General features: G+C 61.6%; 21 protein-coding genes and 1 tRNA gene. 8 read left to right on the forward strand and 14 right to left on the reverse strand.

All coding sequences use genetic code 11. From position 1 onward, the window contains the following. Positions 1 to 64: 64 nt before the first annotated feature. The gene (gene dddP, locus VWZ81_RS04475) at positions 65 to 1,417 is read right to left on the reverse strand and encodes a dimethylsulfonioproprionate lyase DddP (protein ID WP_416542178.1); all 1,353 of its coding nucleotides are present in this window, start codon (positions 1,415 to 1,417) and stop codon (positions 65 to 67) included. 148 nt (positions 1,418 to 1,565) lie between these two features. Between dddP and VWZ81_RS04480 the strand changes: the two genes are divergently transcribed. Beyond that, positions 1,566 to 2,339, forward strand: a complete 774-nt coding sequence (locus tag VWZ81_RS04480; protein WP_416542179.1) for a heme-dependent oxidative N-demethylase family protein — start codon at positions 1,566 to 1,568, stop codon at positions 2,337 to 2,339. 13 nt (positions 2,340 to 2,352) lie between these two features. On the opposite strand, the gene VWZ81_RS04485 is transcribed toward VWZ81_RS04480, so the two are convergent. The 3 genes from VWZ81_RS04485 to VWZ81_RS04495 form a co-directional block, all read right to left on the reverse strand. Then, complete coding sequence (locus VWZ81_RS04485; protein WP_416542180.1) at positions 2,353 to 3,354, reverse strand: hypothetical protein; 1,002 nt, start codon at positions 3,352 to 3,354, stop codon at positions 2,353 to 2,355. Between the two features lie 706 nt (positions 3,355 to 4,060). Beyond that, positions 4,061 to 5,467 carry a type I glutamate--ammonia ligase gene (glnA, locus tag VWZ81_RS04490; RefSeq protein WP_340545814.1) on the reverse strand — a complete coding sequence of 469 codons (1,407 nt, stop codon included), beginning with the start codon at positions 5,465 to 5,467 and terminating at the stop codon, positions 4,061 to 4,063. 92 nt (positions 5,468 to 5,559) lie between these two features. Continuing rightward, the gene (locus VWZ81_RS04495; protein ID WP_014874894.1) at positions 5,560 to 5,898 is read right to left on the reverse strand and encodes a P-II family nitrogen regulator; all 339 of its coding nucleotides are present in this window, start codon (positions 5,896 to 5,898) and stop codon (positions 5,560 to 5,562) included. A 195-nt stretch (positions 5,899 to 6,093) separates the two neighbouring features. Between VWZ81_RS04495 and VWZ81_RS04500 the strand changes: the two genes are divergently transcribed. Beyond that, positions 6,094 to 7,794, forward strand: a complete 1,701-nt coding sequence (locus VWZ81_RS04500) for an NAD(P)H-hydrate dehydratase (protein ID WP_416542181.1) — start codon at positions 6,094 to 6,096, stop codon at positions 7,792 to 7,794. 112 nt (positions 7,795 to 7,906) lie between these two features. Further along, positions 7,907 to 7,991: transfer RNA gene (locus VWZ81_RS04505), tRNA-Leu, on the forward strand. A gap of 414 nt (positions 7,992 to 8,405) precedes the next feature. Here VWZ81_RS04505 and VWZ81_RS04510 read toward each other — a convergent pair. After that, the gene (locus VWZ81_RS04510) at positions 8,406 to 10,610 is read right to left on the reverse strand and encodes a methyl-accepting chemotaxis protein (protein ID WP_416534169.1); all 2,205 of its coding nucleotides are present in this window, start codon (positions 10,608 to 10,610) and stop codon (positions 8,406 to 8,408) included. Between the two features lie 373 nt (positions 10,611 to 10,983). Here VWZ81_RS04510 and VWZ81_RS04515 point away from each other — a divergent pair, with 373 nt between their 5' ends. Together VWZ81_RS04515 and tig are read left to right on the forward strand one after the other, a co-directional pair. Then, positions 10,984 to 12,114 (forward strand): porin, encoded by a 1,131-nt coding sequence (locus VWZ81_RS04515; RefSeq protein WP_416542182.1) that lies wholly within the window; start codon positions 10,984 to 10,986, stop codon positions 12,112 to 12,114. Positions 12,115 to 12,356: 242 nt separating this feature from the next. Continuing rightward, positions 12,357 to 13,688, forward strand: coding sequence for a trigger factor (tig, locus tag VWZ81_RS04520; protein ID WP_416534167.1), 1,332 nt, complete (start codon positions 12,357 to 12,359; stop codon positions 13,686 to 13,688). Positions 13,689 to 13,914: 226 nt separating this feature from the next. On the opposite strand, the gene VWZ81_RS04525 is transcribed toward tig, so the two are convergent. From VWZ81_RS04525 to rpsF, 7 genes are all read right to left on the reverse strand, one after another. After that, positions 13,915 to 15,201, reverse strand: a complete 1,287-nt coding sequence (locus VWZ81_RS04525) for a calcium-binding protein (protein WP_416542183.1) — start codon at positions 15,199 to 15,201, stop codon at positions 13,915 to 13,917. 298 nt (positions 15,202 to 15,499) lie between these two features. After that, positions 15,500 to 17,458, reverse strand: a complete 1,959-nt coding sequence (locus VWZ81_RS04530; protein WP_340545808.1) for a bifunctional 2',3'-cyclic-nucleotide 2'-phosphodiesterase/3'-nucleotidase — start codon at positions 17,456 to 17,458, stop codon at positions 15,500 to 15,502. A gap of 151 nt (positions 17,459 to 17,609) precedes the next feature. Continuing rightward, on the reverse strand, positions 17,610 to 18,080 hold the full coding sequence (locus VWZ81_RS04535) for a lytic transglycosylase domain-containing protein (protein WP_340545807.1): 471 nt from the start codon (positions 18,078 to 18,080) through the stop codon (positions 17,610 to 17,612). Between the two features lie 404 nt (positions 18,081 to 18,484). Next, the gene (locus tag VWZ81_RS04540; RefSeq protein ID WP_340545806.1) at positions 18,485 to 18,667 is read right to left on the reverse strand and encodes a peptidyl-tRNA hydrolase; all 183 of its coding nucleotides are present in this window, start codon (positions 18,665 to 18,667) and stop codon (positions 18,485 to 18,487) included. A gap of 269 nt (positions 18,668 to 18,936) precedes the next feature. Further along, on the reverse strand, positions 18,937 to 19,548 hold the full coding sequence (gene rplI, locus VWZ81_RS04545) for a 50S ribosomal protein L9 (protein ID WP_340545805.1): 612 nt from the start codon (positions 19,546 to 19,548) through the stop codon (positions 18,937 to 18,939). Between the two features lie 12 nt (positions 19,549 to 19,560). Next, on the reverse strand, positions 19,561 to 19,788 hold the full coding sequence (gene rpsR / locus VWZ81_RS04550; RefSeq protein ID WP_005982441.1) for a 30S ribosomal protein S18: 228 nt from the start codon (positions 19,786 to 19,788) through the stop codon (positions 19,561 to 19,563). A 28-nt stretch (positions 19,789 to 19,816) separates the two neighbouring features. Continuing rightward, positions 19,817 to 20,170, reverse strand: coding sequence for a 30S ribosomal protein S6 (gene rpsF / locus VWZ81_RS04555; RefSeq protein ID WP_340545804.1), 354 nt, complete (start codon positions 20,168 to 20,170; stop codon positions 19,817 to 19,819). 591 nt (positions 20,171 to 20,761) lie between these two features. Between rpsF and VWZ81_RS04560 the strand changes: the two genes are divergently transcribed. Both VWZ81_RS04560 and VWZ81_RS04565 read left to right on the forward strand, forming a co-directional pair. Further along, a complete protein-coding gene (locus VWZ81_RS04560; RefSeq protein WP_416542184.1) occupies positions 20,762 to 21,343 on the forward strand; it encodes a hypothetical protein in 582 nt (193 codons plus the stop codon). A 204-nt stretch (positions 21,344 to 21,547) separates the two neighbouring features. Next, positions 21,548 to 22,123 carry a YceI family protein gene (locus VWZ81_RS04565; protein WP_416538903.1) on the forward strand — a complete coding sequence of 192 codons (576 nt, stop codon included), beginning with the start codon at positions 21,548 to 21,550 and terminating at the stop codon, positions 22,121 to 22,123. A 124-nt stretch (positions 22,124 to 22,247) separates the two neighbouring features. Here VWZ81_RS04565 and VWZ81_RS04570 read toward each other — a convergent pair whose 3' ends face one another. After that, positions 22,248 to 23,537 (reverse strand): MFS transporter, encoded by a 1,290-nt coding sequence (locus VWZ81_RS04570; RefSeq protein ID WP_416542185.1) that lies wholly within the window; start codon positions 23,535 to 23,537, stop codon positions 22,248 to 22,250. A 124-nt stretch (positions 23,538 to 23,661) separates the two neighbouring features. Beyond that, entirely contained in the window at positions 23,662 to 24,969 is a 1,308-nt protein-coding gene (locus tag VWZ81_RS04575; protein ID WP_416542186.1) for a cytochrome b/b6 domain-containing protein, read from the reverse strand. Positions 24,970 to 25,155: 186 nt separating this feature from the next. Between VWZ81_RS04575 and fabD the strand changes: the two genes are divergently transcribed. Further along, positions 25,156 to 26,088, forward strand: a complete 933-nt coding sequence (gene fabD / locus VWZ81_RS04580) for an ACP S-malonyltransferase (RefSeq protein ID WP_416542187.1) — start codon at positions 25,156 to 25,158, stop codon at positions 26,086 to 26,088. The last annotated feature ends 26 nt before the right edge of the window (positions 26,089 to 26,114 follow it).

The following is a 26,114-nucleotide window of genomic DNA, read 5'->3' on the forward strand; positions in this document are numbered from 1 at the left end:
CCCCAGCGGGGAAGCGCCCGCCAGTGGGCGCTCTGCCCAGGCTCTTTGCGCGACGCCCTGCGGGTCACTTCCCGCCCGCCGTGCCCATCAACGCCGGATCGAACGGGTAGGTGGTGAGGTTCTCATAGCCGGTTTCGGTAATCAGCACCTGATCCTCCAGCTTGATCGAGAAATCGCCGCCTTCGGGGCTGACCAGTGCCTCGACACAGAGCACCATGCCCGGCTCCAGCTCATAGTCGAAAGCGCCCTCGACCATTTGATCGGGATAGGCGACCAGCGGCCATTCATCACAGAGCCCGACACCGTGCATCATGCAGCCGTATTTCTGTTTCTGGAACTGAGCATCCAGCAGATGGCAGCTGCGCGACAGCTCCTGCAGATTCACGCCCGGTTTCAGCATCTCCATATTGCTGCGGATGTGCTCAACCCCGTGCTGCATCGCATAGATCATATCGGCAGGCGGCGCGCGGTCGCCGATCCACCAGCTGCGCGAGATGTCGATACAGATCCCGTAGGAGCCGACCAGATCGGTGTCAAAGCTGATGATTTCGTTGTTCTGGATGATGCGCCCGCCGCATTCCTGAAACCACGGGTTGGTGCGCGGGCCAGAGGTTAGCAACCGGGTTTCGATCCATTCGCCACCCCGGCGGATGTTTTCGGTGTGCAGCACTGCCCATACGTCATCTTCGCTGATCTGACCGCCGGGGATGGCGCTGCGGGCATAGCGCTCCATCGCGGCGACAGCTGTTTCACAGGCGTGATTGGCGCAGCGCAAGGCGCGGATCTCATCGGGGCCTTTCACGGCGCGGCATTTCTCAGTGAGCTCCTCGCCGGGGAAGACCTCCAGCCCCTGTGCTTCGAGCGCGCGCAACCCGTGCAGCATGATCTTGTCCACGGCGATCCGCCTGTTGCCGCCGCTGTGGGCGCGCAACAGCTCACGCACCTCATTGGCAAAGACATCCGCCGCCACATCCACCTTGTCGCCGCGATCAAAGTAGAACAGATCCGCCCCGGCGCGCTGTTCGCGCACCAGCGGGTTGAATTCGCTGAGGAAAGGCGCCTGTTTGTAGTCCCACATCACCATGTAGCCGTCAGCGCAGATCAAGAGTGCGCGAAACGGGTTATGGGTGTTCCACAGCTGCATATTGGTGGAGTCGGTGGCGTAGCGGATGTTCATCGGGTCAAACACCAGGAGGCCGCCGTAGTCGCGATCGTTGATGAACCGGGTCAGCCGCTCCCAGCGGTAGCGGCGCATCGCCTGAAGATCAGGCAGCTGCAACCCTGCGGCGGCCCATTCGCGATAGGCCAGTTGGGTGGGGCCGATCTCGACCCGGTCCTGATCGTTAGGCGTATTGTCGCCAAGGGTGGCGCCGCGCGTGGGATCAATCTTGCGGGTGTCGCGGTAGTGCTCGTTCATCTCCGGCTCCATCTCTGGACAGATCTGTCCAAAGTGGCGCGGGGCTTGCGCCGGTGTCGCTGCCAAATACGACTGTTCGGACGGTCGTTTTCAGGCTGATGCGCAAGCTGGCGGATGAAATGGCAGGCTTTGCTTGCTACAAGGTGGCATGAATGAGATTCTGCAAACCCGCCTGCCGTATTATCCCCTGGAAGAGCGCAAGCTGCCCGGCATCCAGCCGCTGGCGCCAGAAGACTGGCTCTATTTCGACGCGGCCTTCGCCGCGCAGATGACGGAGCGTGAGCGGCTGCTGACAACTCAGCGGGCGGAGGTTCTGCAATGCGGGCCGGGGGCGATGCCCGCTGCCTGCGAGTTGCTAGAGGCGGTTCTGGCGCAGCTCTACCCGGAGGCTGCGCCGTCTCGGCCAGGCCATGTGCTCCGGCCTGACGGGGCGCAGGTGCAGCTGGACTGGGAGGATCCCCTCGGCACGCTGGGGCGGATCGCGCAGCAGGATTTCTGCATTCTGGAAAAACCGCAGGGGGCGGATGAGCATGTGCTGACCGGGGCGGTGCTGTGCTTCCCGGCGAACTGGACCCTGGCGGAGAAATACCTGCGTCCGCTGATCGCCATCCATGCGCCTGTCGACAGCTATGATGCGGGCATTGCGGCGCGGGTGCAGCGGCTGTTTGACGGGGTCCAGCAGGGCCGCCCGATGTGGCGGTTCAATGCGCTGTGGTACGCCGATGCCACATTGCATCAGCCGCGCCGGGTCAGCGGGGATCGTCCACGTCCAGCGGCGGATGACGCCGGGTATCTGCGCAGCGAACGGCAGACGATTCTGCGGCTGCCGCGCAGTCGCGCGGTAGTTTTCAGCATCCACACGAGCGTGCTGGCCCGTGCGGATGTCTTGGCCCAATGGGGGGCACCGGCTGCATCGGCCTAGAGCGGGTGCGGCTCTAGAAGGCGATGGCAGCCGAGCTTTGCAGGGCCAGCAGCGCAGTTGCGCCACAGATGATATGCAGATGGCCGCGCAGCTGCGGGCTGTGCAGAATATGGGCCACCGCCGAGAGCATACGCGGCGGCACAGCCGCCAGCAGACCACCGATCCGGGCCATGTCGTAGTGGGTAGCCCGCGGATGTTGCAGGATGGCCTTGGTGCGTGCCCGCGCCCTGTTACGCGCCTCGATGGCGTGGCGACCGGTGGCGCGGAGTTCCGAGGAGTCGAGCATGGCCGCGCAATGTTCGGCAAGCTGTGCAGCGGTGACATCGACCGGCTCGAAACAGGCCCGGCCGCGTAGCCGTCCCTGGGGTCGTTGTTTGGGATCGGCTGCGGATTGCGACGCGTCCGGCGCAGCGATCTGCGGCGCAATAACGGCGGAGGTGTCAGCCGCGGCGTCTGTCGGCGCGGTCACTGGTGATACGGTCAGCAACACCTCCGGCGGTACGGTTGCAGTCCCGTCTGCTGACCCGTCTAGCGGGGTGGGCATAGCCGCCTCGGAGGGTGTTTCGACCTCTGAAGCGTCCGAAAACGCACCAAGAAAGGCCGCCCGGGTCAGCGTGACGGGGGTGTCCAGCCAATCCACCGTCGCCACCTCAAGCTCTTCTGTCAGGCGGCGCAGGACCACCGCCAGCAGCAGCTCGCTCAGCTCGGCGTCGCAATGGTCAGGATGGTTCGGGATAAGCGTCACATTCAGCGCGCTGCGCAGCCGCGTCTCGGTGCAGTCCGCATCGGCGCTGTTGGCCCGCGTCGGCTTGATCGGATGGCGCAGATAGCGCAGTTCAATGCGATAATGATCGCACTCAAGCAGGATCAGATTGGGGCTGCGGGATCGGAACTGCCGCACGGCGTGACCATATTCCTCCAGCGTATCGACCACCGAGGCCGAGCTGCTGGACAAGGCCTCCGGGTGTCGGGCCTCAAAGCCGAGCTTGCCTTTGTACTGAACTGACTGTGTCACCGTCGGGATCCTCCGCTCAGATGTTTCAACAATTAAGTTAAAATTTGAAATGGTGGAAAGTGAGGCGGCGACAGGCGATTGGTAAAATAATCCTTAGGTTATTTGAATGCGTCGGTGACTCTAGCTATCATTTTGAAAATGTTGATATTTCTTGCTAGTCGACCTGCTGTCACGCGACGAATGGGGCGAAACATGGGCGGGGAATGGTCACATTGATGCCGCAGCGATTGCCAATCGCCGCCAATCACTCGCAGTGTTTCCGATCAGTTGACGTAAGGGGAGCGTGTCAGCGGCAGGGGGGCCGGGATCCGGCATGACGCGGGCCGCCGCTAGGCAAGGCCAAGTATGAAACGGGCAACATACCACCCGGTCAGCGCGAGCAAAGCCCAGCCCGTCGCCGCCAGCAGCGCGCGTGAGATGCGATTTGGCCGGTAGGCCGCAAAAAGGCAGATGAGCGCCACGATCGGCATGGCGATGGGCAGTAGAACAGCAAGGATCATGCGGCGATGGAGACCGAGCGGCGGGGGGATGTCAAATCAAAAGTCGCCCCGTTGGATCTGCACGCAATATCGCGTCGGCGGAGCGCCATGATCATATGTCGCAGCCACCCATATCTGACGAGGACGACGGCGAGCTGAGCTGCTGCGGCGCATATGAAAAAGGCGCCCCCCGAAGGGAGCGCCCAGTCAGCCTGCGTGATCGGGGATCAGCAGCTGTAGTACATGCCGTATTCCACCGGATGCGGGGTGTGTTCGTAGGTTTCCACCTCTTCCATCTTGAGGGCGATATAGCCTTCGATCTGGTCCTTGGTGAACACGTCGCCCTGCAACAGGAAGTCATGGTCGGCCGCCAGCGATTCCAGCGCTTCGCGCAGGCTGCCGCAGACGGTAGGGATGCCGGCCAGCTCTTCTGCGGGCAGGTCGTAGAGGTTCTTGTCCATGGCTTCGCCCGGATCAATCTTGTTCTTGATCCCGTCAAGGCCGGCCATCAGCAGGGCGGAGAAGGCCAGGTAGGGGTTTGCGGCCGGATCGGGGAAACGGGCTTCGACGCGCTTGGCTTTCGGGCTCTCGGTCCATGGGATCCGCACGCAGCCGGAGCGGTTGCGGGCGGAATAGGCGCGCAGAACCGGGGCCTCAAAGCCGGGGATCAGGCGCTTGTAGGAGTTGGTCGAGGGGTTGGTGAAGGCGTTCAGGGTCTTGGCGTGCTTCAGGATGCCACCAATGAAATACAGCGCTTCCTGGCTGAGATCGGCATATTTGTCGCCCGCGAACAGCGGCTTGCCGTCCTTCCAGATCGACATGTTCACATGCATGCCGGTGCCGTTGTCGCCATAGATCGGCTTCGGCATGAAGGTTGCGGATTTGCCGTAGGCATGTGCCACGTTGTGGATCACATATTTGTATTTCTGCAGCTCGTCGGCCTGTTTGGTCAGGCTGTCAAAGATCAGGCCCAGCTCGTGCTGGCACGAGGCCACCTCGTGATGGTGCTTGTCCACCTTCATGCCAAGACGCTTCATGGTCGATAGCATTTCGGAGCGCAGGTCCTGGGCTTCGTCGATCGGGTTCACCGGGAAATAGCCGCCCTTCAGACCCGGACGGTGGCCCATGTTGCCCATTTCATATTCGGTATCGGTGTTCCATGAGGCGTCGGTGGCGTCGACCTCGAAGGAGACTTTGTTGATGGTGTTGGAGAACCGCACATCATCAAACAGGAAGAATTCTGCCTCGGGGCCCATATAGGCCACATCGCCGATGCCGGAGGATTTCAGATAGGCCTCTGCCTTCTGCGCGGTGCCGCGCGGATCGCGGGGGTAGGCTTCGCCGGTATCGGGCTCAACCACGGAGCAATGGATGCAGATGGTCTTTTCGGCATAGAACGGATCGACATAGGCCGAGCTGGTGTCGAGGATCAGTTTCATGTCGGAGTTTTCGATCGACTTCCAGCCGGCGATGGAGGAGCCATCGAACATGAAGCCCTCTTCGAGGAAATCTTCATCCACCAGGTCGACGTCCACGGTCACGTGCTGGAGCTTGCCCCGCACATCGGTGAAACGGATGTCGACATAGGCGGCATCTTCGTCTTTGATCATCTTCAGAACTGCGTCTGCGCTCATTTCCAATGGTCCTTCTGATCTTTTTGTCTTGAGAGTGTCCGGGCTGGCCTGCCGCGCGGCGACAGGGACAGCCGAGTATTATGTGGTCAGGCTCAGAGCGCGTCCGAACCGGTTTCCCCGGTGCGGATGCGGATTGCCTGCTCAACGGGCGAGACAAAGATTTTGCCGTCGCCGATCTTGTCGGTCTTGGCTGCTGCCACAATCGCCTCGATGGCGGCATCAACCTGATCATCGTCCAGAACCACCTCGATTTTCACCTTCGGCAGGAAATCGACGACATATTCGGCGCCACGGTAGAGCTCGGTATGACCTTTCTGACGGCCAAACCCCTTGACCTCGATCACCGAAAGACCCTGTACGCCCACGTCCTGCAAGGCTTCTTTCACCTCGTCGAGTTTGAACGGCTTGATGATGGCTTCGATCTTTTTCATCGGGGTGACTCCTCGCAACCTTGTCGAGAGAGGTCAGATCACTTCTACTGAGCCGCGACAACAAGAGCTGCAAGCGCTGCGGCGAAACTGCGCAGGATTTCATCGGATGTGCCTAAAAATTAGGCAGTGCGCCCGTTTTATGCGCAGTTCTGAATCCGCGCCGCCGTTTGCTGCCCCAATCGAGAGGTCAAAGGAATGAGCGAATTGCTGACCGCTGCCCAGATGCGCGCCATTGAACAGGCCGCCATCGGCTCTGGCGAGGTCACCGGTCTGGAGCTGATGGAGCGGGCAGGGCGGGGCGTGGTCGAGGCCATTTTCGAGGAATGGCCGGAGCTGGCGGGGCCTGCGGCTAGCCAAATGGGGGGCGCTGCCCCCCGGCCTGCGGCCTCCCCCCGGGATATTTCTGGCCAGAAGAACGGTGCCGAAGGACCCTACGGTGCCGTGGTACACTGCGGGCCGGGCAACAATGGCGGCGACGGTTTTGTTGTGGCGCGACTGTTGAAGCAGCGCGGCTGGGAGGTGGAGGTGTTCCTTTTTGGAGACCCGGACAAGCTGCCGACGGATGCGAAGGTGAATTATGAGCGGTGGCGGGAGCTGGGAGCAGTCGTTCCATATGTCGACACTGGGAGTGGCGCATTTGCACTGGATCCTGCAAAGCACCGGGAAAACACTCTTCTTGTTGATGCGCTGTTTGGAACTGGACTTACGCGGCCGGTCGAGACGTTCAATTCGTTTGGTCGGCTAACCGAGATAACCGAGTGGCGTCTGTCAGAAAACTCCAGAACGGGTGCTTTCCCGGCGCCCCGCGTGGTCTCAATTGACCTACCCAGCGGGGCGTGCACGGACTCTGGCAAACTGCTGCTTAGTAAGGAACCGGCACGGGAATTTGAGGCAATCCGCGCTGATCTCACGGTAACCTTTCACAGCCGGAAGTTGGCGCATGTCCTGGCAGATGGACCCGAGCAGTCAGGCAGGGTTGTGGTCAAAAGCATCGGCCTGAAAACAGGGCAAGGTGCCGCAACTGGCGGCGTCGTGACCTCGGTTGCGCCACAGATAATGTCGAAGCGAAGCGGTCATCACAAATACACCCACGGCCACGCCCTCATCCTCTCCGGCGGACATGGTCGGACCGGTGCCGCGCGTCTTGCCGCCCGCGGAGCGCTTCGCATCGGGGCAGGGCTGGTGACCGTCGGCTCGCCGCGATCGGCGATGATGGAAAATGCCAGTCAGCTGACGGCGATCATGCTGCGGCAGATCGACGGCGCGCATGGGGTCAGCGAACTCTTGGAGGACAAGCGGTTCAATGCGGTCTGCCTTGGCCCCGGATTGGGGCGCGGGGCCGACACCCAGGCGGTGGTCATGGCGGTGCTGAAGGAAAAACGCGCCACCGTTCTGGATGCTGATGCGCTGACCCGGTTCGAGCTGAAACCCGACGTCCTGTTTGAGGCCCTGCACGACACCTGTGTGATCACGCCCCATGGCGGCGAGTTTGCCCGGCTGTTCCCGGATATCGCAGAAAAACTGGCAGCACCCGCCACCTCCGGTCCCGCCTATTCCAAAGTCGACGCCACCCGTGAGGCGGCCAGACGCGCGGGCTGCGTGGTGCTGTTCAAGGGCCCCGATACGGTGATCGCCGCGCCGGACGGGCGCTGCTCGGTGAATTCCGCCCATTACGAGCGCTCCGCGCCCTGGCTGGCCACCGCCGGGTCGGGCGATGTGCTGGCAGGCTTCATCACCGGGCTGCTGGCGCGCGGGTTTTCCCCGATGCAGGCGTCCGAGACCGCCGCCTATATTCACGTCGAATGCGCGCTGGAATTCGGCCCCGGGCTGATTGCCGAGGATCTGCCCGAGCAGATCCCTTGCGTGTTGCGCAGGCTTGAGGGGCGAACCGGATAGCCGGGGCAGGGCGCGGGTGAAAAAGTTGCGCCCGAACCGCGCTTTCCCTTTTGCATCCGTCAAAAAGCTTTGCTATTGAGCGCTTCACGGTGGCTGTGACCACCGACAGGATGCGGGTGTGGCGAAATTGGTAGACGCACCAGATTTAGGTTCTGGCGCCGCAAGGCGTGGGGGTTCAAGTCCCTCCACCCGCACCATTTTTCACAGATCCCCTGAGATGACCCGGCCTATTGGGGCCGGTCTACCCCTTTGGCACCAGCTTTGACTTTTGCCCTTCGCGGCATCTGTACCGAGGACAATGTCGCCATCGGCGGGGCGGTGGATGCCATGCGTGGGGCTCTGGCTGATCTGCGTCGTCTTGATCAGCTCAGGCCCGTCTTTGATCGGCACCTGCGCCGCTGCCTGACTGGCGCGGATCGACCCATTGGAGGATATCTTTGGCGGATATGATGAAACGCCCGGGTTGGCGGGCGTTTCAGGGGGCAGGTCAGGGGGCACCAGGTCAGGGGGCGGAACTGGGCTCATCAGACTGCGACACCGGTCGTTGACGCCTTGGCCAGCCTCAGGTCCGACCGCCGCGCCAGCTGGGGCAGTGCGGTCAGACCGTCTGATCAGGCGGATTGGGCGTAGGCCATATCCTCATCGTCATAGGCCGGTTGCGCCCAGCTGTCGGCGATGGGTTCAGCATCGCGGTGTCCGGTGCCGGAAGGGCTGATGGTAAAGCCGGAGATCGCCCGGACCAATGTCTGCGCCTCCTCGCGCAGCATCTGACCGGCGGCGGCGGTCTGCTCCAGCATGGCGGAGTTCTTCTGCGCATTCTGGTCCAGGGAGACGACGGCGGTGTTGACCTCTGACAGACCATTGGACTGCTCGACCGTGGTGGCGGCGATCTGCTCAACCTTGCCGACCACCGCTTCGACCGAGCTTTGGATCGAGGCCAGCGCGGTGCCGGTCTGATCGACCAGTTTCACGCCCTGGGCAACCTCGCGGGTGCTGACCTCAATCAGCGCGTTGATCTCCTGCACGGCGTCAGCAGAACGCTGCGCGAGGCCGCGCACCTCGGAGGCGACGACGGCAAAGCCGCGGCCTGCTTCTCCCGCGCGGGCGGCCTCGACCCCGGCGTTCAACGCCAAGAGATTGGTCTGAAAGGCAAGATCTTCGATCAGGTCGGTGATCTTGGCGATGGCGCCAGACGAATCCTCGATCCGCTGCATGGCGCTGATGGTCTGGCTGGCCAGTTCGCTGGTGGAGCGCGCCTGGGCAAAGGCGTCGCGCACGATATCCTTGGCCTGATCCGACCCTTCGGCGGTGCCGCGCACGGTGTCGTCCAATGTCTGCAGCGCAGCGGCGGTTTCTTCCAGGGAGGCGGCGGAGGTTTCTCCGCGGCGCGAGGCGTCCTCGGCGGCGGCCGCAATTTCTGCGGCGGTGGAATTCAGCACCTCGCTGCTGTGCGAGAGTTGCCGCACCATGTTGGTGAGGCTGTCGCTGAGGTTGTCGACCGCATCGGCGATTTCCTTGAAAATCCCCTTCTGACCGTCGGGCATGCGCTGCGTGAGGTCACCTGCCGCCAGCGTGTCGAGCACCTGCCGGATATCGCCGAGGCCGCCCTCTGCCGCGTCGCCGATGGCATTCACACCGCGGCCCAGATCCGCAAAGGAGCCGCTGGCGTCCCCGATCTGCAACCGTTTGGAAAAGTCTCCGGCAGCGCAGGCGCTGATGACCTCGGCAATTTCGCGGGTCAGCTTGTCCTTCATCTCATTGTCGGCGCGCAGGTCCTCCACGGCGGCGGCAATGGTCGAGACCTCTTTGATGCGCGACTGCGGCGCCGGAGTGGAGAAATCGCCCGCCATGATCTTTTGCAGCACCAGATTGACCCGCGACAGCGGACGCGAGATCCCGATGGCAAGGGCAAATGCCACCACGACAAAGACCCCGAGCCCGCCAAAGCCTGCCTTCATAGCATTGGCATTGGCGGTGGCGATGGCCTCGGCGGCGCTGGCATGGATCCTGTCCAGCCGGGCCGAGGTGAGGTCGTTCATCTTGGCCAGGATCGGCGCGCTAGCGGTTTCGATTTCATTCAGGGCCTGATAGTGGCCGTCGATCACCTTGGTCTCCTCGGCATAGGCGTTGAAGGAGTTCTGATAGGCGGTCAACAGGCTGCCGATCCGGGCCCGCTGCGAGATGTTCTTGTAATAGCTGCCGGGGAACGCACGGAATTCATCCACGCGGGCGTTCAGCCGGTCGATGTATTTTGTGTCGTGGCGCATGATGAAATCTTTCTCATGGCGCCGCATCATCAGCATCTTCACCTTCATCTCGGGCTCTGCTGTGTCTTCCAATGCCTTTTCGATGCTCCGCACAGAGCTGCGCAGCGCCCCCTGAAGCCCGTCGGTCTCGTCAAAGCCCAACCGCTCCTGGCTGGCGACCACGTCGGCAAACCCGGCTTCATAGGCGGCGATTTCACTGGCCAGCAGGCTCAGCGTCTGTGCAGCCTCACTCATGTTATCCAACTCGGTGATCTGCATCCTTGCAGTCTCCAGCCGGTTGCGCAGATGCGCCATGGTCTCAGCCTGGGTGGCGATCACCTCCTGGCTCGGCTTCAGGCGAAACCCCATCTCAACAATGCGGGCGTTCTGAAAATCGCTGCTGGCCTCGGCGAGGGTCTTTGCAAACCCCTCCACGGCGACCACTTCAGTCTCGATCCCCGTGCGCAGCTGATCGGTGTATCGCGACAGGGCGATGAGCGCGAACATGACCGCGCTGGCCAGAAAGACGATCAGAAAGATGGCCGTCTTGATGGAAGTTTTGAATCTCATAGTCTGGGTACCTGCTTTGTCGATCTGCCACAGCTAACGAGTGCCCCTTAATAAACTGTGGAAATCCGCCGTTTGACGGCATGTTTCACTGAATATTCCACCGAAATGTCGACGTTTTCTGGGGGGAGCGATGTTCCGGCCCGATTGGTCAGCCTGAGACAGCTGGGCGGCGCAGAAATTCCGGACCGATCGGCGCGGTGCCGCGCAGCGGGTGATCACAATCGAGCGAGAATTCCGCCCACAGCTGGCAACGGAACCGGCGCGGCTTATTTCAAGAGTGCAGCACCAGAAAATCGCGTGATAGCACCTGTGACAGGTCGGCCTCTCAGGGATGGAGAGGGAGCCGCCCTGAACAATATTGGAGCATCTCCTCATGAACACCAAAATTGCCTCTCACCTTGGGGTGACAGCCCTGATGTCCGGTCTTGTTGCCGGGCTGGCGGTTCCCGCCTTTGCCGGGCCCACCTACGAGAACAGCTCCGGCGGCAGCTTCCGCTACTATGGTCAGTTCAACCCCTCGTTCCAGTCGTTCGACGATGGCAGTGACGATTTCAGCACGCTGGTGGACAACGCCAATTCCAACTCGCGCATCGGCTTCTGGCTTGAACAGCCCTTTGGCGAGAACACCCTGCGGTTCAATTTCGAAACCGCTCTTGGGCTGCGCTCCTCCGATGGGGTGAACCAGAACGGCCGTCCGCAGAACATCAGCTGGGACCGTACCCGGATCCGCAAGGTCGATATTCAATACGCAACACCGCGCTACGGCACCTTCTCCTTTGGTCAGGGTTCGATGGCCTCTGACGGGCTGGCGGAATCCGATTTCTCCGGCACCAGTGTCATTCAGACGTCTGCCATCGGGGATTCCGCTGGCGGCTTCCTGTTCCGCACCTCCACCGGTACGCTGTCAGGCGTCAACATCGGCTCGGCCTTCCGCAGCTTCGATGGCGGGCGGCTTGGCCGGGTGCGCTATGATACGCCGGAATTCAGCGGCTTTACCGTCTCGGCCTCTTATGGCGAAGAGATCCTGCGCTCAAATTCCGACCGTGAAGCCTATGATATCGCTGTGAGGTACAATAACGACGATCTTGGTGATTTCGCCATTCAGGGCGCGCTGGGGGCGGTCTGGAACGAAAACGGGCCGGGCACCAAAACCCGCGATATCGTGGCCTCCTTTGCCACGCTGCACGAACCAAGCGGAGTCTCGCTTGCGGTTGCGGCAGGGGATCGCGACACCGGCGGCGATTATGCCTTTGCCAAGCTGGGCTATACCGCGAATTTCCTGGCCGTGGGCGCGACCTCCTTTGCCATCGATTATTATGACGGCTCGGATATGGTCACCAGTGGCGACAACGCTGAATCCTGGGGCGTCGCAGCGGTGCAGAATTTCGACGGTCTGAACCTGGAAACCTATGTGGCCTACCGCGACTATTCCTATGCGGACACCTCTGGGACCAGCTATCAGGACAGTTCCTCCATCATGGCAGGCGCCCGCTGGAAGTTCTGATCGCCAGCGCCAGGGCAGGGCCATCCGCTGCGCCCTGAACGGCATCCGCGCAATCGGATTATGGAAAACACGTCCTTTGGGGCGTGTTTTCTGTTTTCGGGGCCAAAAAACGCCGCAACCGGCGCTGACCGGGCGGCTGCGGGGGCAATCCCTCTTGCGCCGCCGCGCTTGTGCAAATAGAAGGCCACAAATTGTCTGGGGGAGCGCCCGCGCGCGCGCCCCGAATCTCTATGGGGAATATGATGCAGGTCACCGAGACGCTGAACGAAGGTCTGAAACGCGGCTACGCGATCACCGTTACCGCCGCCGAGCTGGATGCGAAGGTCAATGAAAAACTCGTCGAGGCACAGCCCGAAGTCGAGATGAAGGGCTTCCGCAAGGGCAAGGTTCCCATGGCGCTGCTGAAGAAGCAGTTCGGCCAGCGTCTGATCGGCGAAGCCATGCAGGAAACCATCGACGGTGCGATGAACAAGCACTTCGAGGAAAGCGGTGACCGTCCGGCGATGCAGCCCGACGTCAAGATGACCAACGAAGACTGGAAAGAGGGCGACGACGTCAACGTCGAGATGTCCTATGAGGCACTGCCTGAAATCCCCGAAGTTGATCTCTCCGGCGTTGAGCTGGAAAAGCTGGTGGTCAAAGCAGACGACGCCGCAGTTGACGAGGCGCTGGCCAACCTGGCCGAGACCGCCAAGGAATTCGAAGCCCGCGAAGAGGGTGCTGCCGCTGAAGATGGCGATCAGGTTGTGATCGACTTCGTCGGCAAGGTAGACGGCGAAGCCTTCGACGGCGGCGCAGGCGAAGACTACCCGCTGGTGCTGGGCTCCAACTCCTTCATCCCCGGTTTCGAAGACCAGCTGGTCGGCACCAAGGCAGGCGACGAAAAAGACGTCACCGTCACTTTCCCCGAGCAGTACCAGGCCGAGCATCTGGCCGGTAAGGAAGCCGTATTCACCTGCACCGTGAAAGAGGTCAAAGCCGCCAAGGCAGCAGAGATCAACGACGAGCTGGCGAAGAAATTCGGCGCCGAGGACCTCGCCGCGCTGAAAGGTCAGATCTCCGAGCGTCTGGAAGCAGAATACGCCGGTGCGGCCCGCGCGGTGATGAAGCGTGGCCTTTTGGACAAGCTGGACGATCTGGTCTCCTTCGACCTGCCGCCCTCGCTGGTCGAAGCCGAAGCCAAGCAGATCGCACATCAGCTGTGGCACGAGGAAAACCCCGAGGTTCACGATCACAACCACGGTGAAATCGAGCCGACTGACGAGCACAACAAACTGGCAGAGCGCCGCGTCCGTCTGGGCCTGTTGCTGGCCGAGCTGGGTCAGAAAGCCGAGGTCGAAGTGACCGATGCGGAAATGACCCAGGCCATCATGAGCCAGGCACGCCAGTACCCGGGCCAGGAACGCCAGTTCTTTGAGTTCATCCAGCAGAACGCTCAGATGCAGCAGCAGCTGCGCGCACCGATCTTCGAAGACAAGGTCATCGATCACATCGCCGAGCAGGCCAAAGTGAGCGAGAAAGAAGTGTCCAAGGACGACCTGCAGGCCGCAGTCGAAGCTCTGGAAGAAGAATAAGTCAGATCCCGGATCCCGCCCGGCGCGGATCCGAGGTGTGCCAACGCGCAAGGCCGTCCCTTAAGGGGGCGGCCTTTTTGTTTGGCGGTGAGCGCGGGGCGGAGTAGGAGCGGTCTAAGGCATAAGAAAACCGCCGTGGAGGCGAACTCCAGGGCGGTTGTCTGATCACTCGGTTGTTTGACCTCTCGGTTGCCAGATCACCCGATGGTCTTGCGGTGGTGCCCGCTCAGAACAGAAAGTTATCGGAACTGGCGAGTTCCTCGACGGTGATATTTTCAACCGTGACCACAACATTGTCAAAAGACATCACGACGTGATCACCTCTGGTCGTAAAATCGAGCTGATTGATGTTCTGTGCGCCGCTGAGGATGTCGATCTTGTCCATGCCCAGTTCAAAATCGCGGATACGGGCGCGCCCGTGGTTGCTGCCGAAGGCAAATGTGTCGGCCCCATCGCCCCCGATCATCAGGTCGTTACCACCCTGACCAAACAGCAGGTCATTGCCATTGCCGCCGATCAATGTGTCATTGCCCGCACCGGCGCGGATCGTGTCGGCCCCGTGCGAACCGTTGAGTTTGTCATCGCCGCCCTGGCCAATCAGCCGGTCGCGCCCGCCGCCACCGCGTAGATCATCATCACCCGCACGGCCTGCAAGCCGGTCGTTGCCGCCGCGCCCTGACAGCAGGTCATTTGCATCGGTTCCATCCAGAATGTCCCGGCTGACGGTGCCCAGCAGGGTCTCACCAACCAGGACGGGCTCGCTTGGCTGCGGCTCGCCCATGTCCAGCGGTGCGGTGCCGCCTGCCTTGCGATCCTGCCAGAAGGCAATCAGCGCGTCGGCCGTGGGGCTGTCGTAACCGCCGAAATCTTTCACGTATTTCAGGATCGAGGTGCCGTATTCATCGGTCGAGGCGGTATCGCTCAGCAAGAGCGTCGCCAGCCCCGAAGCACCTCGCAGATGCGCCGCAGCCATCAGCCCGGTCAGCGAGAGGGTAACATCCACCATGGCGCCATTGACATCGCGATAGGTCACGGTTTCGCCGACAAAATCGCTGATGCTGCGCCCCTGCCGACCGAGATAGTAGCTCAGCATCTCGAAGTTATAGCCAAACGCCTCATTGATGGCGGTGTCCTGTGCGGCGTGGGATTTGAAATCATCCAGGCTGTTGACGCCATTTTTCCCGGTCCAGGTGCCATCCCAGCGGTTGATGGTATCACCGCCCAGGTAGTAAACGTCGTCCTGATAATAACCGAGGTCAATCAGCAGCGCCTCGCCGAACTGATAGCCGACAAAGCCCAGCGAATTGGTGGAGTGATAGGCCATGTCCCGCCATTGGGTGTCGCTCAGCTGGCCCCAGCTGCTGAGGCCGGGATAGAAGCTGCTGACCGGCGCGCCGACCCATTGCGTCAGCTGCGCGTCGCTGATCTGCCCCGCATTGTAGCGGTCCCGGTCCCAGCCCGATTCAAACGCCAGAAGCGCATTTCGAAAATCGTTGAAACTGCCGTTTGGCATCGGAACTGCTCCTCTTGCTCATCAACCGTCTTGATGCGGGTCGCTGTTGTGCAGCGCTGATCGACACCTCGCATGTCGGAAAACTCTGCCGCAAGAAGGGGGCGGAAATTTGGCAAACAAATGCCTAAAAAGCAGTAAGGAGAGCGCAAATTTGCTCGAAATTTGTAAAAATTAACCTTTAGGGCGCCCCTCAATAACTTGTGTGCAAGCGGGGCGTGTGCGCCTAAATATGCCGCCCGACCAAGTTTGGCCGGGCGGCGAGAATCATTTCATTTTGCACAAATCGGAAACAGTTTGTTCACAGCGCAATTCTGTAGCGTGCAAAGCCATCCGGCCCTTCACCCGCAGGTTCAATTGCAATGCTTTCGACACTATCCACATAGGCTGCCGCCTTGGGGCCGGTGTCAAACAGCACCGAGGTGTCCGCCAGCGGGGCAAAGCGCCAGTTGGCATCGGCGCGCGGGCTGATGGTGCCCTTCTCGACGATATAGCGCACGATCACATCGCGGTTGGTGTCCGGTCCCTCGAACACGATGGTATCCCCCATGGCGCCGGGGAAGGCTCCGCCACCGCCAGCACGATAGTTGTTGGTGGCGATAATGAACTCCTGTGCGGGATCGATTGGCGCGCCGTTGAACTCCAGATTGACGATGCGGTTGGCGTCGGGATTCTCCAGCTCCCCCTTCGGTCCGAACTTCGAGGGCTGCGACAGGTCGATCTGATAGGTCACCCCGTCGATCACGTCAAAGTTGTAGCTCGGGAAGGCGGGATTGAGCAGCACCTGATCGGCCTCGCCGGGGGTAATCTGGTTGAACATGCCGGCAGAGCGTTCCAGCCAGTCCTTAACCTGCGCGCCGGTCACCCGCACCGCACGGGCGGTGTTGGGGTAGAGGTAGAGGTCGGCGACATTCTTGATCGCCACATCGCCTTTTGGCACATCAGTGTAATACTCCGCACCACCGCGACCGCCGGCCTTGAACGGGGCCGCAGCTGACAGGATCGGCAGTCCTTCATGCTCGGTGCCCTTCAGCATCTGTTCGATATACCAGGTCTGCGCAATCGACACGATCTGCACCGAGGGATCATCGGCGACCAGTGCAAAATAGCTGTGCAGCGGTGCATCGGTCTTGCCGACCGCGCGGCGGACATATTGCAGCGTCTCATCATGTTCTTTCTGCGCAGCTGCCAGCACCGCAGGGGCACTTTCGACCAGGGCGGTGATCGACCGGTCCTCTTCGCGCCGCGAAATCGGGCGCGCCTCCGAGGCATGGCCCACCACGCGCCAGCCGCTGCCGTCCCGCTCCAGCATCAGGTCGATCAGACCCATATGGCTGCCCCAGAAACCGCCCATTGTGGCGGGGGTTCCGTGGATGGTGCCCTTGTCGACATCCACCCCGGCAAAATCCGCATAGGTGGAGGAGGGGAAGACCAGATGCGAATGGCCGGTCATGATGGCGTCGATGCCCTCGACGGCCGCCAGCGGCACCGAGGCATTCTCCATCCCGTCGGTCTCATCGGCGCTGCCGATCCCGGAATGTGACAGGGCGATAATGATGTCGGCGCCTTTTTCCTTCATCTCCGGCACATAGGCGCGGGCGGATTGCAGAATGTCGCGGGCCTGCACATTGCCTTCCAGATGGCGACGGTCCCAGTTCATCACCTGCGGCGGCACGAAGCCGATCAGCCCGATCTTGATGGGATGACGATTGCCCGCGCCATCGGTCAGCTCGCGCTCCAGGATCACATAGGGCGGCAGCAGGGTCTTGTCGTCACGCGGGCCGGCACCGGTGGATGTGGCGACATTGGCGCAGACCACCGGGAACTCGGCCCCGGCAAGGGATTTCATCAGGAAATCCAGCCCGTAGTTGAACTCATGATTGCCCAGCGTCGAGCCGTCAAAGCCCACGGCGTTCATTGCTTGGATGACCGGATGGGTGTCGCCTTCCTTCATGCCGCGCTCATAGGCGATGTAATCGCCCATCGGATTGCCCTGCAGGAAGTCGCCATTGTCCAGCAGCAGCGAATTGGTCGCCTCGGCGCGAATATCGCCGATCAGCGAGGCCGTGCGCGCCAGCCCGACAGTGTCGCGCGGCTTGTCGGCGTAATAATCATAGGGAAACACATGCACATGCAGGTCGGTGGTCTCCATCAGGCGCAGATGCACCTGATTGGAGGCCGCCTGAACCGAAAACGGATGCAGCGCGATCAGACCGGCACTGCCGGCCAGAAAGGACCGGCGATCTAGTTGAATAGGCATTTTTCACTCCGACGTCTTTTTATTACAGACATCCATGCTAGCAGAAAAACGCCTTCGGTCACGTGACAGTTTTGCGCTAACAATCAGAGTGGCAAGCTGCCGCGTAAGATATCATAACTCTTTGTGATATCGTGGTTTTCAAGCGGTCTGATCAGGGGCGCAGCCCGGTTTCGCGCAACATGCCCCGCCGTTTTGCGGCATAGTAGTAGCCGCGCGAATAGTGTTTTACCGCCTGATCGTAGCTGCCATCGGAGAGGAGCCAGGCCCCGCGCAGATATTTCACCGCATATTTCAGGTTGGTATCGGCATCCAGCAGATCCTTCGGCTTGCCGCGAAACCCCATGGAGCGGGCAGTGGCCGGCAGGATCTGCAACAGCCCGTAGTAGGGCCGGTTGACCGCCCAGGGCCGATGGGTGCTCTCGCGGATGGCAAGGCGGTGGACCAGCGGGCGCGGCACCTCATAGTGGTCGGCCCAGAAATTGATCTTGCGGCGAAGCTCCGGCGTCTCGTTGGGATAGAGCGGCGGCGTTGCGGCGCGCTCGGTTGCGGCGGGTGCCTCGCCACAGGCGGCAAGGGCCAGCGGGCTGAGAATAATGGCCAGAGCCGTTCTGCGATCAATCATGGATACTGCCTGTCTAAACCCCGAATACGCCGGATCGGCGGCAGATTAGGGCGCGCCTGCGGCTTGGGCAAATGGCGCGGGAACCCATCGGCGGATATCCCCCGACCGTGGCAGGCTGTCCGATGATCGCCCGCAATCCCGGGCCATCAGCCGGGATTGGACCCCCGGCGCGGCGATCCGCATGACCGGTCAGGGTGCGCCGGCCAGGGCGGGCGCTGATGGATCAAATTTTAACGGCTAAGAATTTGTCGGCGCTGATCGACTGCCGCATGATCCACGCGCGCATGAACCGGGCCTTGCCCTGTCCCAACACGGCTCCCGTGCCTGCGGCCCGATTGGGACGCCCATGCAAAGGGGCTGCGGGGGCCGAGCCTTCGTGGCCCCGTCTGCAACGCCCGCATGGTTCAGGGTTGGATCACCCGGTCAGGGTTGTGCCGGGTCAGCTCGGCGGTGATCAGCTCCGGCGGCACCAGATTGCTGATCGGTTCGCCCCTGTATTTCGGGTTTTCAAAGCTGAAGTTGCGCAAGAGCCGCAGCAGCAGGCGTCGCCGCAGCGCCGTTTCTTCCCGGATCAGATCCTCTTCCATGCTTACCCCCAGACGCCAGACGCAGGCCTGGCACGACAGTCACAACCACACGTGCGCACAAACACGCGCTCCCGGAGCGATCGCTCAGGGCGGGATCTAGGCTTGCAGAAACCGGCAAAGACGAGGTTACCCGCGCCGCAGTTTCTGCGGAGAGTTTGAGGCGATTTTGATCTGTCAGCAGCGCAATCCAGCTGCGGCCGCCGCAGATATGAAAAAGGCCGCCCCGATCCGGGGCGGCCTCTCTCGATCTCGGATAGATCCAATGCCGATCAGGCGTTGGTCTCTTCGTCGTCTGCGGCCGGGGCTGCATCGTCGTCGTCGGATGCGGCAGAGCCGATATCGTCGAACAGTTCGGAGATTTCGAATTCAGCAGCGGCTTCTTCTTCAGCGGCCAGCTCTTGAATCGATTTGCCCGAGGCTTGCAGCTCAGCTTCTTCGACCGAACGCGCAACGTTCAGTTTGATCTGAACTTCGACTTCAGGGTGCAGCTTCACAACAACGCTGTGCAGACCCAGTTCCTTGATCGGCGAAAGCAGGGCAACCTGCTTCTTGTCGACCGAGAAACCTTCTGCGGTGGCGGCTTCTGCGGCGTCACGGGGGGTGACGGAGCCGTAGAGGGCGCCAGCGTCAGACGCGGAGCGAATCACGATGAACTGCTGACCGTCCAGCTTCTCTGCCAGAGCTTCCGCTTCTTTCTTGGTTTCCAGATTGCGCGCTTCGAACTGCGCTTTCTGTTCCTCAAAACGAGCGATGTTGTTCTGCGACGCGGTCAGCGCCTTGCCTTGCGGCAGCAGGAAGTTGCGAGCATAGCCGGGCTTTACGTCCACGACTTCGCCCATTTGGCCCAGTTTGGCCACACGTTCCAGAAGGATAACTTGCATGTGCTTATCTCCTTACTTCACGGCGTAGGGCAGCAGGGCGAGGAAGCGGGCGCGCTTGATAGCACGGGCCAGTTCACGCTGCTTCTTTGCCGAAACGGCGGTGATGCGCGACGGCACGATCTTACCACGTTCGGAAATGTAGCGCTGCAGAAGACGGGTGTCTTTGTAGTCGATTTTCGGCGCATTGTCGCCCGAGAACGGGCATACTTTACGACGACGGAAAAACGGTTTGGCTGCCATGGTTTAGCGTCCTTTTCTCAAGCGTTGATCAGCGGCGCTCACGACGCGTGTCGCGCTCATCGCGCTTCTGCATCTGAACCGAGGGGCCGTCTTCATGTGCGTCAACCTTGATGGTCAGAACGCGCATCACGTCATCATGCAGGCGCATCAGACGCTCCATTTCCTGGATCGCCGCTGCCGAAGCATCGGTCTTCAGGAAGGAGTAGTGGCCCTTACGATTTTTGTTGATCTTATAGGCCATCGTCTTGACGCCCCAGTACTCGCTGTCGACCAGCTTACCGCCGTTGTCGGACAGAACAGCACCGAAATGTTCGATGAGGCCTTCAGCTTGCGAGTTGGACAGGTCCTGACGCGCAATCATGACATGCTCGTAGAGTGGCATGTGAACTCCAGTTTTTGTCTAGGCGCATTTCATAGACGGGGCGGTTGTCCCTTCCGCTGCCCTGTCACGAGAGTCTGCGCGGATCGAAAATGTCGCGGAAGGAAGCCCCCATATACAGGCTCAGACCAAAAGGGCAAGGCCCGTTTCCCGCCGCGTGCCCCTGTGCTCCTCCAGATGCCCCTCTGCACCCACGTTGCCTGTGGTCGCTGGGGTTTGATCCATAGCCTGTGAACCAAATTTTAGCAAAATTATGCAAAGCTGAGAATGGGCCACGGATCCGACAGGGCGAACCTCTTTCGCCAGCGGCCCGATCAGACCCCGCGCGCTAGCCCGGAGGGGTCAAGACGGAACCGGGGGCAGGGCGGCTGCATCTGCATATGCCCTATTGAGGCCCGTTGACGAAGGGGCTGCCAATCACGGCGGAGCACGGCCCGTATTTACCGCAACTCCGCCCCATTTCAGCCCCAATGCTGGCGTCAACCTTGGTTAATCAAATGTTAACCATCCCGCCAGTCACAGACCAACAGGCGCAGCAGGCGTCACAGGCAAGGCAGGACAGACAGACCGCGTTAAGAGTGAAAGGGACCAGAGATGAGCCTCCTCGAACCATCCGAGATCGGTTTTCAGCCCATGCAGCCGGGTCGATTTGGCAAGGTCATGCGGCGCGCGTCCTCTCAGTCTCCTGCCGCCAGACGGCTGGCCCATCTGGCCCGGTCGGCACCAATGAACCTTCAGATGCAGGCCAACTGGCCGGTCCGCTCGCTGCTGCTGCGCATTCTTGGGGGCGGTATGGTGATGGGTGCCACCGGCCTCTGGCTGCTGCCTGACGCAGGCTTCGATCCGCAGATGTCGCTGATCCGGATCGGGATTTCCGTGGCCTTTCTGTTTGTCGGCCTGATCCTGCTGACCTCGCACCACCCCGACAGCCAGCCGGAGGCCTGTTTCGACCCGATCCGGCGCGAGCTGAGGATCCTGCGCAAGACACGGCGCGGCGCACCGCGGATTGTCCTGCGGCGCAGCTATGGCAGCCTTGGCGGCGTGCGCCTCTCCGCCCATGCCATCTCGGTTCTGGATATCGACGGCGCAGTGCTGATGGAGCTGCCGATCGACAGCACCGAAACCCGCCTGCGGCTGCGCGATCAGCTGAGCGGCGCCCTGCCGATCTTCAGCTAGGCGCTCCAGATCTCTGGCCGAACGCCTTGGCCCGCCGCCACCGCCTGCCGACATCACAACTGCGCGAGAACCGGCCTCTGTGCGTCAATGCGGCTTGGGTTGTTCATCTGAACACAGATAGTGTTGGCTTTTGCGGGCTTTCCTTTCTGATGACAAAGTCTTCAACTGGGAAACGAAGTCACACGGTCCAACGGAGCCAAGATTATGAAAACCACTCTCTTTGCCGCCGCCCTGATGGGGGCCGCCGCCACCACCGCCTTTGCCGCCCCTGAAGCCTACAAGCTGGATTCGAGCCACAGCCAGGTGGTGTTCAGCTACAATCACCTTGGTTTCTCGACCACCTACGGCATGTTCTCGGGGTTTGAGGGTGAAATCGCCTTTGATCAGGAAAATCCCGAAGCCTCCAGCGTCTCGGTGTCGATGCCTGCGCAATCCATGCTGACTGGCTGGGAAGCGCGCTTTGACCATTTCATGTCAAAGGATTTCTTTGGCGCCGATGATGCGGAGATGATCAGCTTCAAATCCACCGGCATCAAGGTCACCGGCGAGAATACCGCAGAAATCACCGGCGACCTGACCCTGAACGGCGTCACCAAATCCGTGGTTCTGGATGCCAAGCTGAACCAGGTCGGCGAACACCCGATGGCGGGCAAGCCTTGGGCCGGTTTCGACGCGACCACAACCCTGCTGCGCTCGGACTACGAGCTGGGCAAATTCGCCCCCTTCGTCAGCGACGAGGTCGAGGTGAAGATCTCGGTCGAGGCGATGAAGGCCGAATAACCAGACCGCACGGCGGAGGGGTCACCCCCGCCACCCACCGATCCAGAACCGCCGCCCCTTGCCGGGTGGCGGTTTTTTTGTCCCTGTAAGTGCGTCCCTGTACGAGTGAGCGCGCACCCGTCAGCTATTCGGCGATTGCCGCCAGCCGTCTGACCAACACCAAGATCAGCATCATCGCAATCACCAGAAACACCGCACCGACGATCCAGGCGACCGGTGTCGAGTAGATATCGGCGACAGCTCCGGCCAGAATCAGGCCCGATGCGGCCCCCAACTGTTGGATCAGCGACCGCAAAGACAGCATGGTCGAGCGTTGACCGTCGCCAACGCAGCGATGCAGGATGCTGCTGGCCGGGGTTTCGCAGACCCCCAGAAACACGGAATAGAGGACAAACACCGTCACAAAGCCGACGATGCTGCCTTGCAGCGCCAATGCGATCTGAACCCCTGCCAGACAGGCAAAACCCGCCGCCAGCGTCATGGCGTGCCGCCGTTTGAAAATCCGGCTGATGGGCACGGACAGGGACGCGCCGAAAGCGATGGCGAAGAAATAGCTGGCAGTGACGATACCGATGACGGTGTTTGCATAGCGCTCGTCCAGCATCGGCTTTGCATGGGTCGGCCAGATCACCTCAACAGGGTTGGTCGCCATCAAAAAGAACGCCAGCGCTGCCAGAAGGATCGACAGAGCCGGATGTCTGAGGGCCAGACGGCTCGCGTCCCCGATCACCATCGGTACATTCGCAAAGCCGTGCTTGAGAGCCGTGGCGCTCATCGGGCGCGGTGTTTCGACAATGGCCAGTACCGTGAAAACAAACACGCCCGACATCACGACGACGCTCGCAAGGTAGGACACATCATAAATGCTGAACCCAAGGCGTTTTGCGACCTCGCCGCAGAGATCGGGCAGAAGACCTCCCAGAATGGCGCCAATCGCCAAACCTACGGCATTGGCCCATTGCGCTTTGGCCAGTGCGGGCTGGACATCGACATTGGGGGCTGCGGCTTTGAAGGTTTCAACAAACCAGGCATCCAGCGTGCCCGACCGAAGCGCGCGGCCAAAGCCGATGAATGCAAACGACAGCGCCAGAACATAAAAATCGCTCGTAGAGAGAAAAAGCACGAGCGAGATCAGGCTGGCGACAACCGCCGTCAAGAAGACCGGCCTGCGCCCGATGCTGTCGGCAAGGCCACCAAACGGCAGCTCCATCGCCATCGTCTTGAGCGCGTAGACCCCGAAGAGAAACGAGATCTGCAACAGGTCCATGCCCCGGTCGGTCAAGGCCAGAGCAACCACGGCAACCGTCAGCCCCATCGCAAAACGGTCAAGGAACTGGTGTATCTGAAACACGCGAATGTGCCGTCGTGCTGACGGGTTCAGTGCCGCAAAAGAGAACTCGATTTCGGTGGCCATCTTCGCAGCATCACCGGTGCTGCCGCGCGGCACAATACCTTAAGTGGGCCAGAACCTGCGGGACTATATGTCCCCATGGGGGCACGCGGCGGCCACCCCCCCCCCTGATCTGTGCCCACATCCGTCAGGGGGCGGCGCGACTGGCGGTCAGGTCGACAGCGATGGTCACCGCATAGGCAAGCGAGCTTTCGTCCTGCACGCCCTGGCCGATGTTGAAATCCAGCCGGTTCACTTCGGCACTGCCGGACATTGTGGCGGTGTCACCGTTCAGATCCAGCGTGAAGGGCAGGCGCAGCGGCACCTCCTGATCGCGGATCCGCAGGGTGCCCTCAGCGATATATCCATCTGCCAGCTTCTCGATCTCGGCGCGGAACTCTGCGGTGGGATAGGTGGAACTGTCAAAGTAATCCGGCCCCATCGCCTGATCGGTGACAGATCCGAGCTTCAGCGAGGGGATCGCCACGGTGACGGTGACCGCGCCGGCGGGGCCGGGGGCGGCAGGGTCCTCGAAATCAATCACTGCCTGCCAGCGGTCGAACTGGCCGCGCACCTCGCTGCCCATCTGCACGATGGTGAGCGCCAATGTGCCATCCTCGACCCGCCAGTTGCCGGCCGTGTCAGACGCCATCGTTGCGGCAGGATCGCCGCCATCTGTGGCCTCGGATCCAGCCTCATGTGCGGTGGCGCCCGGCGCGCCATGGCTGTGCGGCGCATAAAGGCCGAAGGCGCCGCCGCCGGCCAGCACCAGTAGCCAGATCGCCAGCGCCACCAGCACCGGCGCCGCCCCATGGGGGATCTGCTCTGGCACCGTCACCTCCGGCGCGCGTCCTGGCAGCATCCGGCGCAGGGTGGCGTCGCGGTCGATCACCTCATGTTTCAGGGCCCCGGCAATATGCAGCCCCAAAGCCACCGCAAGGGTCCAGACAAACAGCCAGTGCAGCCCGCCAAACACCGCCGCCACCGCCTCCGATTTCGCCACAAACGGCAGGTTCTGACCAAAGGGCCACCAGATCGGCGCAAATCCCGTGGTTGCGGCGTGATGGATCCAGCCGGTCAGGGGGGCCGCCACCAGCGCCCCGTAAAGCAGCCAGTGCACCACCTCCGCCAGCAGCGTCTCGGCCCGCCGCTCCGGGTGCAGCGGCACCGGCTTGGGCTGGCTCAGCGCCCAGAGAATGCGCAGCAGCGCGGTCAGGAACAACGCCAACCCCAGGGTCTTGTGCAGTGAAAACAGCAGCGCCGCGCGGGTCAGCGTGGCCTGTGCGCCGTCAAACTCCGGGCTTTGAATATGGTGCGCCAGATCATTGGCAAAATAACCAAGCGGGAACACCGCCAGCATCAATAGGGCTGTCAGCCAGTGAAAACCTTTGGCAACGCTGCCATAGTGGCGGGCGGTATTCTGGCGAAACGCGGGGGCGCGGGCAGGGGAGGACACGGGCGATGAGACCTTCTCATAGGGGGCGACAGGAATACCCTATCCCTTCAGCGGTTTGACACAACACGCATCTCTGTCAGCTGATGCACAGCACCGGTGCGCCCGCGCGAAGGCTATGCTTGTACGCAGCGTCACCTGCGTCTAAACCCGATGCAACGCAGATATGCAGACAAGATGAGGTCTCAGATGACAATTGCATTCGTGTTTCCAGGGCAGGGCGCGCAGACGATCGGTATGGGCAAAGCCCTGGCCGAGGCCTATCCGGCAGCCAAAGCGGTCTTTGACGAGGTGGACGCCGCACTGGGAGAGGCGCTGAGCCAGCTGATCTGGGAGGGCGACATCGAAACCCTGACCCTCACGCAGAACGCCCAGCCGGCGCTGATGGCGACCTCGCTCGCCGCCATGCGTGCGCTGGAGGCTGAGGGTGTCAGCATCGACAAGGCGGCGTTTGTCGCCGGTCACAGCCTTGGCGAATATTCCGCACTGGCCGCAGCCGGGGCGATTTCCGTCGCCGACACCGCGCGCCTGCTGCGCATTCGCGGCAAGGCGATGCAAAGCGCCGTGCCGGTCGGCGAGGGCGCGATGGCCGCCATTCTGGGGCTCGACCTCGAGGCGGTGCGCGCCGTTGCAGACGCCGCCGCACAAGGCGAGGTCTGTCAGGCCGCCAATGACAACGACCCCACTCAGGTCGTGGTCTCCGGCGCCAAGGCCGCCGTTGAACGCGCCGCTGAAATCGCCAAGGAAAAAGGCGCCAAACGCGCCGTGATGCTGCCGGTCAGCGCGCCCTTCCACTGCGCCCTGATGCAGCCTGCCGCCGATGTCATGGCCGAGGCACTGGCCGGGGTCGAGATCACCTCTCCTGCGGTTCCGCTGATCGCCAACGTCCGCGCCGATGCGGTCACCGATCCGGCTGAAATCCGCCAGCTTCTGGTCGAGCAGGTGACCGGCTCTGTGCGCTGGCGCGAAAGCGTGCAGACCATGGCCGCCAAAGGCGTGACCGAATTCTGGGAAATCGGCGCGGGCAAGGCGCTCTCCGGCATGATCCGCAAAATCGACCGCAACCTGGCCTGCCGTCAGATCGGCACCGCCGAGGACGTGGCAGCCATCACCGCGGGCTGAACGCGGAAATTTCATTAATATTCCGG

Source organism: Phaeobacter sp. JH20_34 (genome assembly GCF_048056095.1).
Lineage (GTDB): Bacteria > Pseudomonadota > Alphaproteobacteria > Rhodobacterales > Rhodobacteraceae > Phaeobacter > Phaeobacter bryozoorum.

Excerpts from the sequence above, each read along its gene's own strand:
- dddP (WP_416542178.1), bottom strand. The coding sequence starts at position 1,417 with ATGAACGAGCACTACCGCGACACCCGCAAGATTGATCCCACGCGCGGC.
- VWZ81_RS04480 (WP_416542179.1), top strand. The coding sequence starts at position 1,566 with ATGAATGAGATTCTGCAAACCCGCCTGCCGTATTATCCCCTGGAAGAG.
- glnA (WP_340545814.1), bottom strand. The coding sequence starts at position 5,467 with ATGAGCGCAGACGCAGTTCTGAAGATGATCAAAGACGAAGATGCCGCC.
- VWZ81_RS04495 (WP_014874894.1), bottom strand. The coding sequence starts at position 5,898 with ATGAAAAAGATCGAAGCCATCATCAAGCCGTTCAAACTCGACGAGGTG.
- VWZ81_RS04500 (WP_416542181.1), top strand. The coding sequence starts at position 6,094 with ATGAGCGAATTGCTGACCGCTGCCCAGATGCGCGCCATTGAACAGGCC.
- VWZ81_RS04510 (WP_416534169.1), bottom strand. The coding sequence starts at position 10,610 with ATGAGATTCAAAACTTCCATCAAGACGGCCATCTTTCTGATCGTCTTT.
- VWZ81_RS04515 (WP_416542182.1), top strand. The coding sequence starts at position 10,984 with ATGAACACCAAAATTGCCTCTCACCTTGGGGTGACAGCCCTGATGTCC.
- tig (WP_416534167.1), top strand. The coding sequence starts at position 12,357 with ATGCAGGTCACCGAGACGCTGAACGAAGGTCTGAAACGCGGCTACGCG.
- VWZ81_RS04525 (WP_416542183.1), bottom strand. The coding sequence starts at position 15,201 with ATGCCAAACGGCAGTTTCAACGATTTTCGAAATGCGCTTCTGGCGTTT.
- VWZ81_RS04530 (WP_340545808.1), bottom strand. The coding sequence starts at position 17,458 with ATGCCTATTCAACTAGATCGCCGGTCCTTTCTGGCCGGCAGTGCCGGT.
- VWZ81_RS04535 (WP_340545807.1), bottom strand. The coding sequence starts at position 18,080 with ATGATTGATCGCAGAACGGCTCTGGCCATTATTCTCAGCCCGCTGGCC.
- VWZ81_RS04540 (WP_340545806.1), bottom strand. The coding sequence starts at position 18,667 with ATGGAAGAGGATCTGATCCGGGAAGAAACGGCGCTGCGGCGACGCCTG.
- rplI (WP_340545805.1), bottom strand. The coding sequence starts at position 19,548 with ATGCAAGTTATCCTTCTGGAACGTGTGGCCAAACTGGGCCAAATGGGC.
- rpsR (WP_005982441.1), bottom strand. The coding sequence starts at position 19,788 with ATGGCAGCCAAACCGTTTTTCCGTCGTCGTAAAGTATGCCCGTTCTCG.
- rpsF (WP_340545804.1), bottom strand. The coding sequence starts at position 20,170 with ATGCCACTCTACGAGCATGTCATGATTGCGCGTCAGGACCTGTCCAAC.
- VWZ81_RS04560 (WP_416542184.1), top strand. The coding sequence starts at position 20,762 with ATGAGCCTCCTCGAACCATCCGAGATCGGTTTTCAGCCCATGCAGCCG.
- VWZ81_RS04565 (WP_416538903.1), top strand. The coding sequence starts at position 21,548 with ATGAAAACCACTCTCTTTGCCGCCGCCCTGATGGGGGCCGCCGCCACC.
- VWZ81_RS04570 (WP_416542185.1), bottom strand. The coding sequence starts at position 23,537 with ATGGCCACCGAAATCGAGTTCTCTTTTGCGGCACTGAACCCGTCAGCA.
- fabD (WP_416542187.1), top strand. The coding sequence starts at position 25,156 with ATGACAATTGCATTCGTGTTTCCAGGGCAGGGCGCGCAGACGATCGGT.